17 protein-coding genes are annotated in these 15,261 nt (G+C 41.5%); 13 read left to right on the forward strand and 4 right to left on the reverse strand.

The genetic code is table 11. From position 1 onward, the window contains the following. Nucleotides 1–19 precede the first annotated feature (19 nt). From ACFSTG_RS14730 to ACFSTG_RS14755, 6 genes are all read left to right on the forward strand, one after another. The gene (locus ACFSTG_RS14730; RefSeq protein ID WP_380754908.1) at nucleotides 20–1,090 is read left to right on the forward strand and encodes a DUF748 domain-containing protein; all 1,071 of its coding nucleotides are present in this window, start codon (nucleotides 20–22) and stop codon (nucleotides 1,088–1,090) included. Between the two features lie 180 nt (nucleotides 1,091–1,270). After that, nucleotides 1,271–1,855, forward strand: a complete 585-nt coding sequence (locus tag ACFSTG_RS14735) for a hypothetical protein (RefSeq protein ID WP_380754915.1) — start codon at nucleotides 1,271–1,273, stop codon at nucleotides 1,853–1,855. Between the two features lie 63 nt (nucleotides 1,856–1,918). Continuing rightward, nucleotides 1,919–2,605: a tRNA (guanosine(37)-N1)-methyltransferase TrmD gene (trmD, locus tag ACFSTG_RS14740; RefSeq protein WP_380754921.1), complete on the forward strand. Its 687-nt coding sequence runs from the start codon at nucleotides 1,919–1,921 to the stop codon at nucleotides 2,603–2,605. 116 nt (nucleotides 2,606–2,721) lie between these two features. After that, a complete protein-coding gene (gene rplS, locus ACFSTG_RS14745; protein ID WP_380754924.1) occupies nucleotides 2,722–3,072 on the forward strand; it encodes a 50S ribosomal protein L19 in 351 nt (116 codons plus the stop codon). 575 nt (nucleotides 3,073–3,647) lie between these two features. Continuing rightward, nucleotides 3,648–5,870 (forward strand): NADP-dependent isocitrate dehydrogenase, encoded by a 2,223-nt coding sequence (locus ACFSTG_RS14750; protein ID WP_380754927.1) that lies wholly within the window; start codon nucleotides 3,648–3,650, stop codon nucleotides 5,868–5,870. A gap of 207 nt (nucleotides 5,871–6,077) precedes the next feature. Continuing rightward, a complete protein-coding gene (locus ACFSTG_RS14755) occupies nucleotides 6,078–7,028 on the forward strand; it encodes a LysR family transcriptional regulator (RefSeq protein WP_380754930.1) in 951 nt (316 codons plus the stop codon). A gap of 290 nt (nucleotides 7,029–7,318) precedes the next feature. On the opposite strand, the gene ACFSTG_RS14760 is transcribed toward ACFSTG_RS14755, so the two are convergent. Together ACFSTG_RS14760 and ACFSTG_RS14765 are read right to left on the reverse strand one after the other, a co-directional pair. Continuing rightward, nucleotides 7,319–8,119 carry a TIGR00266 family protein gene (locus tag ACFSTG_RS14760; RefSeq protein WP_380754933.1) on the reverse strand — a complete coding sequence of 267 codons (801 nt, stop codon included), beginning with the start codon at nucleotides 8,117–8,119 and terminating at the stop codon, nucleotides 7,319–7,321. 27 nt (nucleotides 8,120–8,146) lie between these two features. Continuing rightward, nucleotides 8,147–8,638 (reverse strand): DUF4442 domain-containing protein, encoded by a 492-nt coding sequence (locus ACFSTG_RS14765; RefSeq protein ID WP_380754936.1) that lies wholly within the window; start codon nucleotides 8,636–8,638, stop codon nucleotides 8,147–8,149. 155 nt (nucleotides 8,639–8,793) lie between these two features. Here ACFSTG_RS14765 and ACFSTG_RS14770 point away from each other — a divergent pair, with 155 nt between their 5' ends. From ACFSTG_RS14770 to ACFSTG_RS14790, 5 genes are read left to right on the forward strand one after another with little or no spacing between them, the layout of a single operon-like run. After that, a complete protein-coding gene (locus ACFSTG_RS14770; RefSeq protein ID WP_380754939.1) occupies nucleotides 8,794–9,597 on the forward strand; it encodes a nuclear transport factor 2 family protein in 804 nt (267 codons plus the stop codon). Nucleotides 9,598–9,622: 25 nt separating this feature from the next. Next, nucleotides 9,623–10,147, forward strand: coding sequence for a DUF4870 domain-containing protein (locus ACFSTG_RS14775; protein ID WP_380754942.1), 525 nt, complete (start codon nucleotides 9,623–9,625; stop codon nucleotides 10,145–10,147). After that, nucleotides 10,144–10,488 (forward strand): PadR family transcriptional regulator, encoded by a 345-nt coding sequence (locus tag ACFSTG_RS14780; RefSeq protein WP_380754945.1) that lies wholly within the window; start codon nucleotides 10,144–10,146, stop codon nucleotides 10,486–10,488. The genes ACFSTG_RS14775 and ACFSTG_RS14780 overlap by 4 nt, the downstream gene beginning before the upstream one ends. Then, complete coding sequence (locus ACFSTG_RS14785) at nucleotides 10,481–12,244, forward strand: PspC domain-containing protein (protein ID WP_380754948.1); 1,764 nt, start codon at nucleotides 10,481–10,483, stop codon at nucleotides 12,242–12,244. Before ACFSTG_RS14780 ends, ACFSTG_RS14785 begins: the two co-directional genes overlap by 8 nt. An 18-nt stretch (nucleotides 12,245–12,262) precedes the next feature. Continuing rightward, nucleotides 12,263–12,415, forward strand: coding sequence for a hypothetical protein (locus tag ACFSTG_RS14790; RefSeq protein ID WP_380754951.1), 153 nt, complete (start codon nucleotides 12,263–12,265; stop codon nucleotides 12,413–12,415). 73 nt (nucleotides 12,416–12,488) lie between these two features. On the opposite strand, the gene trxB is transcribed toward ACFSTG_RS14790, so the two are convergent. Beyond that, the gene (gene trxB, locus ACFSTG_RS14795) at nucleotides 12,489–13,460 is read right to left on the reverse strand and encodes a thioredoxin-disulfide reductase (RefSeq protein WP_380754954.1); all 972 of its coding nucleotides are present in this window, start codon (nucleotides 13,458–13,460) and stop codon (nucleotides 12,489–12,491) included. A 166-nt stretch (nucleotides 13,461–13,626) separates the two neighbouring features. On the opposite strand from trxB, the gene ACFSTG_RS14800 reads away from it, so the two are divergent. Together ACFSTG_RS14800 and ACFSTG_RS14805 are read left to right on the forward strand one after the other, a co-directional pair. Next, nucleotides 13,627–14,265: a trimeric intracellular cation channel family protein gene (locus ACFSTG_RS14800; protein WP_380754957.1), complete on the forward strand. Its 639-nt coding sequence runs from the start codon at nucleotides 13,627–13,629 to the stop codon at nucleotides 14,263–14,265. Between the two features lie 230 nt (nucleotides 14,266–14,495). Next, complete coding sequence (locus tag ACFSTG_RS14805; RefSeq protein WP_380754960.1) at nucleotides 14,496–14,849, forward strand: hypothetical protein; 354 nt, start codon at nucleotides 14,496–14,498, stop codon at nucleotides 14,847–14,849. On the opposite strand, the gene ACFSTG_RS14810 is transcribed toward ACFSTG_RS14805, so the two are convergent. Then, entirely contained in the window at nucleotides 14,846–15,259 is a 414-nt protein-coding gene (locus tag ACFSTG_RS14810; RefSeq protein WP_380754963.1) for a DUF6691 family protein, read from the reverse strand. The genes ACFSTG_RS14805 and ACFSTG_RS14810 overlap by 4 nt on opposite strands. Between the last annotated feature and the right edge of the window lie 2 nt (nucleotides 15,260–15,261).

Genomic DNA, 15,261 nt, shown 5'->3' on the forward strand with positions numbered 1-15,261 from the left:
AAGGTTCAATCCTTATTTAATGAAGAAAAAGAAAAGGAGCCTTCTTCTTCTCATTGTTCTGCTGCTTGTTGTAGCCAGGCTGTTACTGCCATATTTTCTTGAAAAATATGTCAATAAAACCCTTAATGATATTCCCGGCTACGAAGGCTATGTGGAAGATGTGGACGTGGCTCTTATTCGTGGGGCTTACGTGATAGAAGGTTTGCATCTTGACAAGATCAATGCAGATCTCGATAAACCTTTCCTATATTTTCCGAAAGCTGATATTTCCATAGAATGGAAGTCCCTCTTTAAAGGAAGGATCGTAAGTGAGATCATTCTTCACGAGCCTGAAATGAATTACATTTTAGAGGACCAAAAGAAAGATACCCCCGAGGGAAAACCTAAGGTGAAGGACTGGACAGATGCCCTAACAGACCTGGTGCCCATTAAAATAAACTATTTAGAAGTGCACGGAGGAAAAATAAATTTTGTGCAATTCACAGAAGACCCTGATATCGATCTGGTTTTACGCCATATTATGTTGCAGGCCACCAACCTGCGGAATGTGCGCAAAACTGAAGAAGCACTTCCATCAACCCTTCTTGCAACTGCAGTTTCTTTTGGAGAAGGTTCTGCCACCCTTAAAGGTAGGATGAACCTAATGAAAAGGATCCCTGATATGGACATGGAATTCTCCCTGGTGAAAGCAAACGTCACGGCTCTGAACGCTGTGACAAAGAAATTTGTCGGTGTGGATTTTGAGCGCGGTACCTTTGAACTTTTTGCAGAAGCCGCTATTGCAGATGGCTACATGAAGGGATATTTAAAACCCATGTTCATTGATACCAAGCTCATTGGGGAAGAAGATAAAGGTTTTTTTGAAAAACTCTGGGAGGGTTTTGTGGGGGTCTTCAAATTCCTTTTAAAGAACCAGAAAACCGATACCCTCGCCACCAAAGCACCCTTCGAAGGTGATCTCAATAACGTAGATACTGAAGTTCTACCTACGATCCTGAATATTTTTAAGAATGCCTGGATTAAAGCTTTCACCTCAGATGTTGATGAAGACATTAATTTTAAGGAAGCACAGGAAGAGTCAAAAGATTAACAATTTCCATCTCCAAAATATATTTTTATAGGAGGTCAGGAAGGTTTTTTTATTCGTAATTTTGCAGCCTCTTAACCAAATCAAGTGCAGATAAACAGGAAGTTAGGTGTTGAAAAAAAATATAATTTTTTCACAATATCAGGTTTTGATGCTCGTTTTGGTAGTGATAAAAAATCTACTATGAAAAAATTTCTATTTTCCTCCCTCTTCATTTTTTCCCTGGTCTTAACAGGAGCCGCCCAAACTTCATCTGAATCAACTATAGATGAAAAATTCTCTGAATTGATCACCACTTCCAATAACTTTAAAGGTTATAAGGTGGTTGATGCAGAGGAATTGAGAAGACTGCAAGGTCTTACCTCTAATCGAATCGCAGAACTAAAAGAAGAGATCGCTGCTAACAAGGAAGCCGCCCTGGCCCAAAAACAAAAGATCGCAAAACTTAATGCAGAACTGGAAACCCTTCAGGCCAACCTGGAAACGGTAACGGCAGAAAAGGATGCCCTTGCCTTTTTGGGGATGCCTTTCAGTAAAGCCTCATATAAAGGTATGATGTGGGGAATTGTTGGAGTATTGGTTCTTGCACTTGCCCTGTTTGTGGTACGTTTCAAGAAAAGTCATATCCACACCAAAGAAGCCCGAAAGAATCTGGCAGAAACTGAGAAGGAGTTTGAAGCTTTCCGTGTAAAAGCACTGGAAAAAGAACAGCGTCTTGGAAGACTGCTCCAGGATGAAAAGAACAAGCAAATGAAGATGGCCAAATAGGTCTTTTAAAAAAAACTATTTTTGCATTTCGGGCAGCAATCTTCCCGTTCCAATCCACTTTTTATGCGAATAGATATAATCACCGTTGTCCCTGATATTCTGAAAAGCCCTTTTGAAGCGTCTATCCTGAAACGGGCCATCGATAAAGGATTGGTAGAGATCCATCTTCATAACCTTCGGGATTATGTTACCGATAATTACAAACAGGTAGATGATTACCAGTTTGGAGGCGGAGCAGGGATGGTGATGATGATAGAGCCTATTGATAAATGTATAACAGCGCTAAAGGCTGAGCGGGAGTATGACGAGATCATCTACATGACCCCAGACGGCCACACCTTGAAACAAGGTATGGCGAACGAACTATCTTTAAAAGAGAATCTAATTATTCTCTGCGGACATTATAAAGGAGTGGACCAGCGGGTGCGTGAACATTTTATCACCAGGGAGATCTCTATTGGTGATTATGTACTTTCGGGAGGCGAACTGGGAGCTGCGGTTTTGTGCGATGCTGTGATAAGATTACTACCGGGGGTTTTGGGGAATGAAACCTCTGCCCTCACCGATTCTTTTCAGGATAATTTACTGGCTCCTCCCATTTATACGCGACCTTCGGAATACAAAGGATGGAAGGTCCCTGAGATCCTCACTTCAGGAAATTTTCAGAAGATCGAGGAATGGCGGGAGGATCAGGCATATGAACGTACTAAAAAATTACGTCCGGATCTGCTTTCAGAAGAAGAAAAATAAATCTACAAAGACTGTCTCTCATTTAATTTAATTTTATAATTTTGCACACGTTTCTGGACCAACCTCTGGCGAAAACCGTAAATGTTGCTTCAGACTTACTTTTAAACCATATAAACATGGAATCGTTAGTTAAATTTGTACAGGATGAGTTTGTTACAAAGAAGGATTTTCCTGAATTTGCAGCCGGAGACACCATCACTGTTTACTATGAAATTACTGAGGGTGCTAAAACCCGTACACAGTTCTTTCGCGGGGTAGTTATTCAAAAAAGAGGAACCGGGGCTTCCCAAACCTTTACCATTCGAAAAATGAGCGGTACTGTAGGTGTGGAGCGTATTTTCCCGTTAAATCTTCCTGCGTTTCAAAAGATCGAGGTCAACAAACGTGGTAAAGTACGTAGAGCAAGGATCTACTACTTTAGAGAACTTACCGGTAAGAAAGCCCGTATCAAAGAAAGAAGAAGATAATCTTTTCAGATATTGTATTAAAACCTCCGGTCTTACCGGAGGTTTTTTCATTTATACGCACCTGATAAATACCTGTATTGAACTGTTCTTTAGGTCCGGAAATTTTATGCTATTTTTCACAAGCAATTGTCTGCAAATTACTTGCACGATATTTTTTTTCTTCTTAAATTTAAACATGGATTTTAAAAGGTAAAAGAATGTCGCAAGGAATTCTTCTTTTAAAGTTCTTGTAGAGTAACGATCTTTACATAGGTTTTTGCCTTTTTTAATTACCTTAAAAAGTAATTTAATTCGGTAAAAACGTTAGGAGCAATTTACACACACTCTTTTGGGACATGTAAATTGTTTCAGATGAAATAACAACTTGCCTGTAAGATGATGAAAAATCTTGCAATTGAATGTAAAAGTTCAGCAACCATTGTTATTTCGTTAGAAGCCATTTCATTATAAAGCTATAGTGAAATGGCTTTTTTTTATTGTCTTTTCTCCTCTTCTTACCTCAATTATCTATGAAAAAAGGCTGAAAAATGGTAAATTGCACACACTTTACCTAGAACAATAAATAACCCAATTATATGACACAGAAAACAAAGATCATCTATACCAAAACAGATGAGGCACCGGCCCTTGCTACCTATTCGTTTCTTCCTATTGTCCAGACTTTCACAAAACCTGCAAACGTTGCACTTGAAACCAAAGATATATCTCTTGCCGGAAGAATACTGGCGCAGTTTTCTGACATATTACCGGCAGACCAACGGGTTTCTGATGACCTGGGAGAACTTGGGGAACTTGCAAAACAACCGGAGGCCAACATTATCAAACTTCCCAATATAAGTGCATCTGTCCCTCAATTAAAAACTGCCATTGAAGAACTTCAAAAGAAGGGTTATGACCTTCCCAATTATCCCGATGAACCGTCAGGAGATGATGAAAAGGCAATAAAAGCAAAATATGACAGGGTAAAAGGGAGTGCCGTGAACCCTGTCCTTCGTGAAGGGAACTCAGATCGGCGGGCCCCAAGGGCAGTAAAGAACTACGCTAAAAAACATCCGCACTCTATGGGCGAATGGAGTGCAGATTCCAAAAGCCATGTGGCTACTATGGGAAAAGACGATTTCTATTCTAATGAGAAATCTGTCACCGTTCCCAAAGAGATGGATGTAAAGATCCAGCTGGTCAATAACAAAGGAAATATCTCCATACTGAAAGACAACTTGCATTTATTAGCTGGTGAGGTCATAGACGCAACCTTCATGAGCAGGAAGGCCCTGGTAAAGTTCCTGGAGGAACAGGTAAAGGATGCCAAAGAGAAAGATTTACTGTTCTCACTGCACATGAAAGCAACCATGATGAAAGTGTCAGATCCTATCATTTTTGGACATGCGGTTAAAGTCTTTTTTAAAGATATTTTTGACAAGTATTCTGCTACTCTTGAAGAGGCAGGGGCTGATCCCAATAGCGGACTTGGAGATGTACTCTCTGCAATCAGCAAACTTCCCGAGGATAAGAGAACAGAGATAGAAACGGCCATTCAGGCTGACCTAAAGAACGGTCCTGATCTCGCTATGGTGAACAGCGACAAAGGGATCACCAATCTGCATGTGCCCAGTGATGTGATCATTGATGCTTCTATGCCGGCAATGATAAGAACATCGGGGAAAATGTGGAATTCAGATGGAAAACCGCAGGACACCAAAGCAGTGATCCCAGACAGTAGTTATGCAGGAGTTTATAAGACAACCATTGAATTCTGTAAAAAATACGGGGCTTTTGATCCTACCACTATGGGAACTGTTCCTAATGTAGGCTTGATGGCTCAAAAAGCTGAAGAGTATGGATCTCACGACAAGACCTTTGAAATATCTGAAGAAGGAACGGTCCAGGTGATCGCCGCAAACGGAGAGGTCCTTATGGACCACAAGGTGGAAAAAGGTGATATCTGGAGAATGTGTCAAACCAAAGATGCTCCCGTACAGGATTGGGTAAAGCTTGCCGTAAACAGAGCACGCGCTACTGGGATCCCTACGATATTCTGGTTGGACCGCAGCCGCGCACATGATGCTGAGATTATTAAAAAAGTAAATCAATACCTGCCCCAGCATGACACTGAAGATCTGGATATAAGGATCATGTCTCCTGAAGAGGCCACTGAATTTACTTTAAAACGCCTGAAGGAAGGAGAAGATACCATTTCTGTTACCGGAAACGTGCTTCGTGATTACCTTACAGACCTGTTCCCTATATTGGAATTGGGAACGAGTGCAAAAATGTTGTCTATCGTTCCATTAATGAATGGCGGTGGTCTATTTGAGACCGGCGCAGGGGGATCTGCACCTAAACATGTACAGCAGTTCGTGGAAGAAGGACATCTAAGATGGGATTCCCTCGGGGAATTCCTGGCACTTGCTGTGTCGCTGGAACACCTGGGCGAAAAGTACGGTAACCAAAAGGCTCTGGTGCTGTCTGAAGCATTGGATAAAGCGACCGAATTATTCCTCGAAAATGATAAATCCCCCTCCAGAAAGGTGAATGAGCTCGATAATCGTGGTAGTCACTATTTCCTCGCACTATATTGGGCTCAGGCTCTTGCTGAACAAGACAGGGACCGTGAGCTGAAGGATCATTTCGATGCAATCGCAAAAGACCTGAAGTCTGCGGAGAAAAAGATTCTGCAGGAACTTATAGATGCTCAGGGATCGCCTGTTGATATTGGAGGTTACTATAAACCTGAAGAAGAAAAAGTAAGCCGGGCAATGAGGCCAAGCCCCACCCTGAACAGTATTCTGGACAGGTAACTTGAATATTTTAAAATAAACAGGAGCCGGAAATCTAATTTCCGGCTCTTTTTTTTGAACATTATCTCCTTAACTCCACCAGTTTTATATTAATCTTTATTTTAAAACCGACAAGTCATGGAAAAAGCTATCTAATAGATAAGCAGGGTTTTTTTTATCTTTTTCATAAGAAAAATTGATACTTTTGTTTCCCGAAAAATACGATCTATGACCATCACACAATTACATTATGTTCTGGCCGTTGCTGAGCATCAAAATTTCACCAGAGCTGCACAAAAAGTTTTTGTAACCCAGCCAACCCTCTCCATGCAGATTCAGAAACTGGAAGATGAACTTGATGTGCTGATCTTTGACCGAAGTAAGAAACCTATTGAACTGACCGAAACGGGAAAGAAGATCGTTCAACAGGCAAGAAACATAGTTAATGAAAGTGACAGAATCCAGGATATTGTTGATCAGCAAAAAGGTTTTGTAGGTGGATTGTTCCGTTTAGGGGTGATTCCTACCATTATGCCTACCCTGTTACCTATGTTCTTAAAATCTTTCATCAAAAAATACCCTAAGGTTAAATTAAAGATCGAGGAACTTCACACTGAGGCTTTAATAGAAAAGTTGCAGGAAGGACATCTCGATGCGGCCATTGCAGCAACGCCGCTGGAATTGTCTCATATAAAGGAAGCCCCACTTTATTATGAACCTTTTGTGGGTTACATTCCACAAGGTCATCGCCTCAGTTCAAAAAGCACGTTAGGTGTAGACGATCTCGACTTAGATGATATTCTGTTACTTGAAGACGGCCACTGTTTTAAAGAAGGTATCCTAAATCTGTGTAAAGCTACCAGGGTAACGGGAAATGATCATTTTCAACTTGAAAGCGGAAGTTTCGAGACCCTTATCAAACTTGCAAATGAAGGTTTAGGCATGACCCTTTTGCCATACCTCCATACCCTGGAACTAACAAATGAAGAAAAAAAGAATTTACGAATGTTCAATGAACCCAGCCCGGCACGGGAGGTAAGCCTTATCTACAATAAAAGTGAATTGAAGATGCAGATCATAGAAGCTTTGCGCTCTACTATTGCAGGGGTGATAAAAGGAGCTATAGCTTTTCAGAATGTCAAGATCATAAGTCCTTTACATAAAAAGGACCAGTCCTGAAGCTAATAAAAAAAGCGGCTTTTCAGCCGCTTTTCTATTTTNGATCTCGTAAGGTAATAACCGCTGTAAAGCTTTTTTTACCTCCTTGCAGAAAAGCGTTACATCAAAACTCACTTTATTAAGCACTGTTTTGGTGTATTCAAACATCGCTCTCGCCATAATAACAATAAATTTAAAGAAACCTGGTTAGAAAAAGTAGTGATTTTCTATAGGCGCAAACGTTTTCGTTAGACCTTTTAAAAGTACAAATTTTTTCCCTGTTCAGGAACAGAAACCCAATTTTAACACTGTTAAAATCTGTTGTCTCCCCTAACCATATCACCTAAGCCTCCAAGGATACTGCCCTCGCCTTTATCTTTGCCTCCTCCCTGTGGAGCTGCTGCAAGAATTCTGCCGGCGAGCCTGCTAAATGGTAAGGATTGAATGAAAACAGTACCCGGTCCGGTAAGGGTTGCATAGAACAGGCCTTCCCCTCCAAACAGGCTGTTCTTTATACCTCCTATAAATTCAATATTGTAATCTACATCTTTAGTGAACCCAATAATACAACCGGTATCCACCTTTAGCTTTTCTCCTGGCTGCAGGTATTTTTTCGCCGTTGTACCTCCGGAATGCACGAAAGCCAGACCATCCCCCTCGAGTTTCTGCATGATAAAACCTTCTCCGCCAAAGAATCCCCGGCCCAGTTTGCGGCTGAATTCCACCCCTATTGAAACTCCCTTAGCCGCGCAAAGAAAGGCATCTTTTTGGCAGATGAATTTCCCGCCGTACTCACGAAGATCAAGTGGGATCACTTTTCCGGGATAAGGGGAAGCAAAACTTATCTTTTTCTTGCCCTGTACCTGGTTACTGAAGATGGTCATAAACAAACTTTCCCCAGTCAATAATCTTTTCCCAGCTCCCAGGACTTTCCCCAGGAAACCTTCGTTTTGTTTTGAACCGTCACCAAAGATGGTATCCATTTTAATACCGTCATCCATCATCATGAAATTTCCGGCTTCAGCTATGACTGCTTCCTGCGGATCAAGCTCCAGCTCTACATACTGCATCTCTTCCCCAAAGATCTCGTAGTCTATTTCGTGTGAGTTCATAATTATTGATGTTATTGATTAATTTCCTTACATATCTGATTCAGCTGAAACCATCTTTTTCCTTCCTGATTTTAATTTAATGGTCCATTCAAATTCAAAAACAGAAACCTCCTGCCCTTCTTCATTGAGTCCTACAGACTTCATCCAGAAGGTCTGCCCTTCACCTGTGGCTACTGTCTTTTCAATAGCCTCACTGATCACTGCCCCGTCTGCACATTCGAAAGTGATCCTTCCCGTGGCTTTTTTAGTGAACCGGGAGTTATTCTGCGCCACCAGCATGGAGATATTTTTCCCGCTCTTTTTGATACCGGCCATTACCAAAGCACCTGTACTCAATTCTGCAGCCATTGCCTGAACAGCGAAATAGAGGGAGTTGAAAGGATTCTGATTGATCCACCGGTGCTTCACCCCTGTGACACAAATTCTGTCAGTCAGTTTTTTGACTCTTACCCCGCAAAGCCAGGCACTGGGTAGCTTGAACATTAAAAACCTATTAAGATTGCGGGTCGTGATTTCCATATGTACCGGGGATTTTTTCTAAATGTATTCAATTTTTTAAACATCGTAAAATGTTAAAATTAATAATTGGCAAAAAAAATATAGTACTTTGTTTTGCATAATACCATCTTTAAGATATATATTTGCATAAGACAATCAATCAAAAAATCAATCACATGCATCAACAACGATTTACACGGGAACCTGAAAGGCTTTTTAAAAAGATCATTTTACTGGTAGCAATAATATTTGTCTCATCTCCTGCTGCACAGGCTCAGGATACCGGGCTTCAGAAACTTATCACTAAAAAAGATGCGTCTTTCTGGAAAGCTTACAACACCTGTGACATAGCCGGAATGGAGAAGCATCTTTCCGAAGATCTGGAATTCTACCATGATAAGGGCGGGATCACCTATGGAAGAAAAGACCTTAGCGACGACCTGAGACAGGGATTGTGCAAAACCGGCAGGAACTATTTACGTAGAGAAGCTGTTCCCGGAAGTGTTTCGATCTATCCCCTTAAAGATAAAGACTCTGTTTATGGAGCAATAATAACAGGGGAACATCTCTTTTATATTATAGAAGAGGATTCAGAGAAACTGGATGGACAGGCGAAATTCAGTCATTTATGGCTAAAGGAGCCTGGAGACTGGAAAATGCACAGGGTTTATAGTTTTGATCACGGCCCCGCCACCTTCGGGATTTCCAAACAGGTAGTAGAATTACCTAAGGAAAAATTGCTGGAATTGACCGGCCAATATCTCACCGACTCCAAGGATCCCATAACAGTTCTATTCGACGGGGGCAATCTTGAACTCCGGGCCTTGGGAAAAACTTTTATTCTTTACCCTGAAGATGAACACACTTTCTTCACGAAAGACCGTGATCTTAGCTTCAGCTTCAACAATGAAGATCCCCGAACACTGACCATATATGAGTCTGATAACAAAGTTGAAGAAGCAACTTTTCATCAAAAATGATATGAACCCATTAAGGAATTCTCAAATGACCTCAGAAATAAAAAATCCAGACAAAACAGTAGCAGCTCTCATTCACCTGTCTACTTTCTCCCAGTTCTTTTTTCCATTCGGGAACTTCATTCTTCCCCTTATTCTTTGGATGGCTAAAAAGAATGATCCTTTCGTGGATGAGCATGGAAAACAGGCGCTCAACTTTCAGATCAGCCTTTACCTTTATATGGTATTCCTCTTTACAGTAGGTGTGGCCGGGGTAGTTCTTATTGGACTGAACCTCGACTTTGATAAGCCATTCTATTTTGGGGAGCATTTTAACCTAACCGGGGATCCTTCCGAGGCCATCCCGATCATAATTTTTGCTGTGATCATCCTTCTTTTAGGGCTTTCCCTTTTCATCCTGAATCTATACGGGGTGATCTCGGCCACCATCAAAGCTTCAGAAGGAAAATATTATCAGTATCCATTAACTATTAATTTCATCACTCCGGATCCTTCCGGAATCAATCAATCAAAAAATGAACAGTTTAACAACACACAAAACCCAACGCCATGAAGATTGAAAATACAAAGGCTCAAATGCGCAAAGGTGTCCTGGAATACTGTATCCTATCAGTATTAAAGGATAACGATGCCTACGTGGCCGAAATCCTTGAAACCCTCAAGAGCGCAAAGTTGCTGGTAGTGGAGGGAACCATTTATCCTTTGCTCACCCGGTTAAAAAATGCAGGTTTACTCAATTACCGCTGGGAGGAATCTACCAGCGGACCACCACGAAAATATTATGGCCTTACAGAAACGGGCAAAATTTTTCTAAAAGAGCTTACCCATACTTGGGAAGAACTGCAAACAGCAGTAACCATAGTAACCACCCAAAATTCCAGGAATCATGAATAAAACAGTAAATATAAACCTTGCAGGCATATTCTTTCATATTGATGAAGATGCTTTTGCCAAGTTACAACACTACCTCGAAGCCATTAAACGCTCCTTGACCAACACTCATGGCAAGGATGAGATCATCAATGACATTGAAGCACGAATTGCTGAACTATTCGGGGAAAAGATCAAGACAGAACGCCAGGTGATAGGAATGCGTGAAGTAGAAGAGGTGATAGCTGTTATGGGGCAACCGGAAGATTATATGCTTGATGAAGAACTCTATGAAGAAGAAACTTCGTATACCAGAACCAAAGGAAAAAAACTGTTCAGGGATACAGAGAACTCCTACGTAGGAGGTGTGTCTTCGGGGCTTGCGCATTATACGGGCATAGATGCCTTATGGATACGTCTCGCCTGGATCTTGTTAACCATCTTTTCTACAGGTGCATTCATCCTGATTTATGTTGCACTTTGGATCTTTGTTCCCGAAGCCAAAACGACTGCAGACAAACTGGCAATGCGTGGGGAACCGGTCACCATTAGTAACATTGAACGAAAAATAAGAGAGGGGTTCGACGATGTTTCGGGAAAGGTAAAAGACATCAACTATGAAAAATACGGATACAAGGCCAAAGCCGGTGCCAGTTCTGCTGCTACCGCCATTGGGGATGTCATCACCTTCCTGTTGAACCTGTTCGTTAAGTTTATTGGGGTACTCTTACTTTTGATCGCAGGAACAACTTTGATCGCCTTGTTCATTGGATTGTTTTCTATAGGCACCTTCGGAATTATTGAAGCCCCCTGGACAGATCATCTCGAAATGGTGGGCCCCGATGCCAACAGTATATGGATCATTTCCCTACTAACGTTCTTTGCAGTAGGAATACCTTTCTTCTTCCTGTTCATTTTAGGTCTTAAGATCCTGGTGACCGGATTAAAGTCAATTGGCCGTACAGCCAAGCTGGTTTTACTGGGGGTATGGATCATCTCTGTTCTTGGCCTGATTTTCTTCGGAATACAGCAGGCTACTGAAAGAGCGGTTGACGGGGAAGTGATCATCACCGAAACACTTCAGGTACGACCTAATGATACTTTATATATTTCCATGAAAGGAAACCCGTTGCTCGACAGCTCTCCATACCGGCAGGGAAGTTATCATGTTTCCTATGATGAGAATAATCAGAAGGTGCTCTGGTCAGAAGATATTCGTTTGGTGGTCAAATCAACCAGCGATTCAATAGGAAGAATGGAGATCCTGAAAAAAGCAGAAGGAAAGAATTTTGAGGAGGCAAGAGGCCGGGCAGAGCAAATAAATTATACTACCGGTTTTTCAGGCAACAAACTGGAACTTGGAGGTCAATTGACCACAGACCCACAAAATAAGTATCGTGACCAGGAGGTGCAGGTAACACTTTTCCTTCCTGAAGGTTCTGTTCTTTACGCAGCAGATAACACCTATTCCTTCCACCGTAATTCTGATTGGTATAATGACATTCTTCACAACGGAGATGAAGAAAAATACCTTTTGATCACACGAAACGGAACAGAATGCCTGGATTGCCCCGAAGAGGATGAATCAGACCCCTGGGGCGATTCAGAAGGAGATGAAGCAGACCCATGGGGTGATTCTGAGGAAGAGGATTGGGATACTGAACCTACCCCGGAAGTAGAAGAAGATTCAATAGAGTTCAATGAAGAGGAAATGAACATCAATAAAAAAGGTGTGGAGGTAAAAAAGGAAGTTCTTAAGATAAGATCAAGACACGCTTAAATTTAAACTGCAGAAATCATGAGCATATTATATGAAATATTACTCGCGACTGTGTTCTCTGCACTTCTTTCGCCCCAACCGGAAGTTAAGGAACAAACACCTGAAAAAGTAAAGACTGAACAGGTTTCAGAAACTTTGAAGGGGGATTGTGAAAATAAGGAGCACGTTTAAGTTTAAAACGGTCCCAAAAAGAACTGCCCGGAAAAATGATTTTCCGGGCAGTATTATTTAAAGCTGTCTCTATTTATTTTGTAGTCACTTCTTCACTTCTTTCAATAGTCGTGAAGTAACGTTCTGCATCAAGGGCAGCCATACATCCTGTACCGGCTGCTGTGATAGCCTGGCGGTATTCCTTGTCCTGAACATCACCAGAAGCAAAAACTCCCGGGATATTGGTCTTTGTAGATTTTCCCTGAGTGATCAAATAACCGGTAGAGTCCATATCAAGCTGTCCTTTAAAGATCTCGGTATTTGGTTTATGTCCAATAGCGATGAACAATCCCGTAATAGCGATCTCTTCTTTTTCCCCGGTCTGGTTGTTAACCATTCTAAGACCTTCAACAACCTGATCACCCAATACCTCATCAACCTCAGTATTGAATCGCAGTTCTATATTCCCGGTGTTCAGCACACGGTGCTGCATTGCTTTAGAAGCTTTCATTTCATCTTTCCTCACCAGCATGGTCACCTTGTTACAAATGTTTGCAAGATAGGTAGCCTCTTCAGCGGCGGTATCTCCCCCTCCAACAATGGCTACATCCTGTCCTTTATAAAAGAAGCCGTCACAAACTGCACAGGCAGAAACCCCACCTCCTCTTAGCCGCTGTTCACTGGGTAAACCAAGATACTTGGCAGTCGCTCCTGTCGAGATGATCACTGTTTCAGCTTCTATCCATGTCGCATTATCAATACAGGCTTTATGGATCCCTCCTACTTCTTTACTCAATTCCACTTCAGTCACCATTCCCATTCTCACCTGGGTACCAAACCTTTCAGCCTGCTTCTGCAAGTCTATCATTAAAGCCGGTCCATCTATTCCATCGGGATAACCCGGGAAGTTATCTACTTCCGTAGTAGTTGTAAGTTGTCCCCCGGGCTCAAGACCGGTGTACATCACAGGATGCATATCTGCACGGGCAGCATAAATGGCTGCCGTATAACCAGCGGGACCAGACCCTATAATAAGACATTTTACTCTTTCTGTATTTTCGCTCATTGTAATAACTTTTATGTCTTGTAAAAGTAGCAACTTTCCATAAAAACTTACAGAAAACAGGATATAGATTTGTTATATGTTTATAAACAACAAAAATCTTTCAAATCAGGAATAAAAGCACAAAAGTGTATTTCACCAAAACCCTATTTAATTCTACCTTTGTTGCATGATCGAACCTTCCCTATTTAATATTCTGGACCTGCTGGGAACGGTAGCTTTCGCGATCTCTGGAGCCCTTGCAGCCATGAACAGACGGCTCGACCTGTTCGGGATCTTCATTATTGCTTTTGTAACTTCTATTGGAGGAGGTACTCTAAGGGACATACTTCTGGGAAGAAACCCGGTAACCTGGATGGAAAATACTTTATACATCTACCTTATAGGAGTAGTTACCTTTTTTGCGATCGTCTTCAGGTATAAACTGGATCACCTGAAAAAATCACTCTTCCTTTTCGATACTATCGGGCTGGGCGTGTTTACCATCACCGGTGTAGAGTTGGGCGTACAAAATAATCTGGATCCCATTATCTCCATCGCTATTGGAGCTATGACAGGAACCTTTGGAGGTGTGATAAGGGATATACTTTGTAACGAGATCCCGGTAATATTCAGAAAAGAGATCTACGCCACAGCCTCCATAATGGGAGGGCTTGCTTTCGTGATCCTTTATGAAATGGGTGTAAACACAGATGTCATCTATATTGTAACCTCATTAATAGTGATCATCATAAGACTTATTGTGGTAAAATATCATATTTCCCTCCCCTCCTTCTACCTTTCCTCTGGGGAAGACCACCAAGGTTAAATGCCTCATTTACATGATTAAAGTCATTGTTTCCTACCTCTTAAAGAGCAAAATTTGCTGTGTCAGAATTAGAATACAAAAAAGGCTTTTTTAAGTGCTTTCAGAAGATGAAAAATTTATTTGTTAAAGTTATGTGCCTGGTGTAACATTTTGAAAACCAGGCAGTCTTTATAGTAAACAAACCATCTTCCCCCGCATGGTAAAAAGTTCAACAATTTAAATTCTTGGTTATGAAAACTTTTAAAATGCTTTTGCTCTTAGGTGCTTTTTCATTTAGCACTTTATCTTTCGCCAACCCATCTGATACCTTTTCAGATCTGAGCTCTATTTCTTCGGAAATTGAAAAAATACTTCAGGAATCCCATTACAACCTGGACAAGGACCTTACCGTTACTATTTTCTTCTCAATCTCTGAAAATAATAAAATACAGTGTCTCTCTGTAGCCTCCGGAAATGAAGATGTAAATTATTTCGTGCAAAAGGAACTTGAAAACAGGTTCATTATGGGGAAAGATCTGAAAGAAGGAGTTATCTATGAAGTCACTGTAGACTACTCTGAAGCCATGCTGATCGAACATTTTTAATGCGGAAGCTTCTTCCGGAGCAAACCGTACAGGAATGCCCCGAGCAATGCTCCGGCAAGTACAATCAGCATTGACACATATCCCGCGCCTATCAAAGTATAGATAGGCCCGGGACATGCCCCCGCCAAAGCCCATCCAAGTCCAAAGATGATCCCTCCTAAGAGGTAGTTTTTAAATCCTTTATCTTTGGGCTCTATATTTACCGGCTGGCCAGAGAATGACCTTATTTTCTTTCGCTTAATGATTTGCACACCACCCACTCCCACCAATAAAGCCGATCCCATTATCCCGTACATGTGGAACGAGTCGAACCTGAACATTTCATAGATCCTGAACCACGAAGCTGCCTCAGATTTATACATCACGATCCCGAAAATTATTCCTATCAAAAGATATCCTGTTGTTCTCATAC

Origin of the sequence: Salinimicrobium flavum (genome assembly GCF_042684505.1) — a bacterium.
GTDB lineage: Bacteria > Bacteroidota > Bacteroidia > Flavobacteriales > Flavobacteriaceae > Salinimicrobium > Salinimicrobium flavum.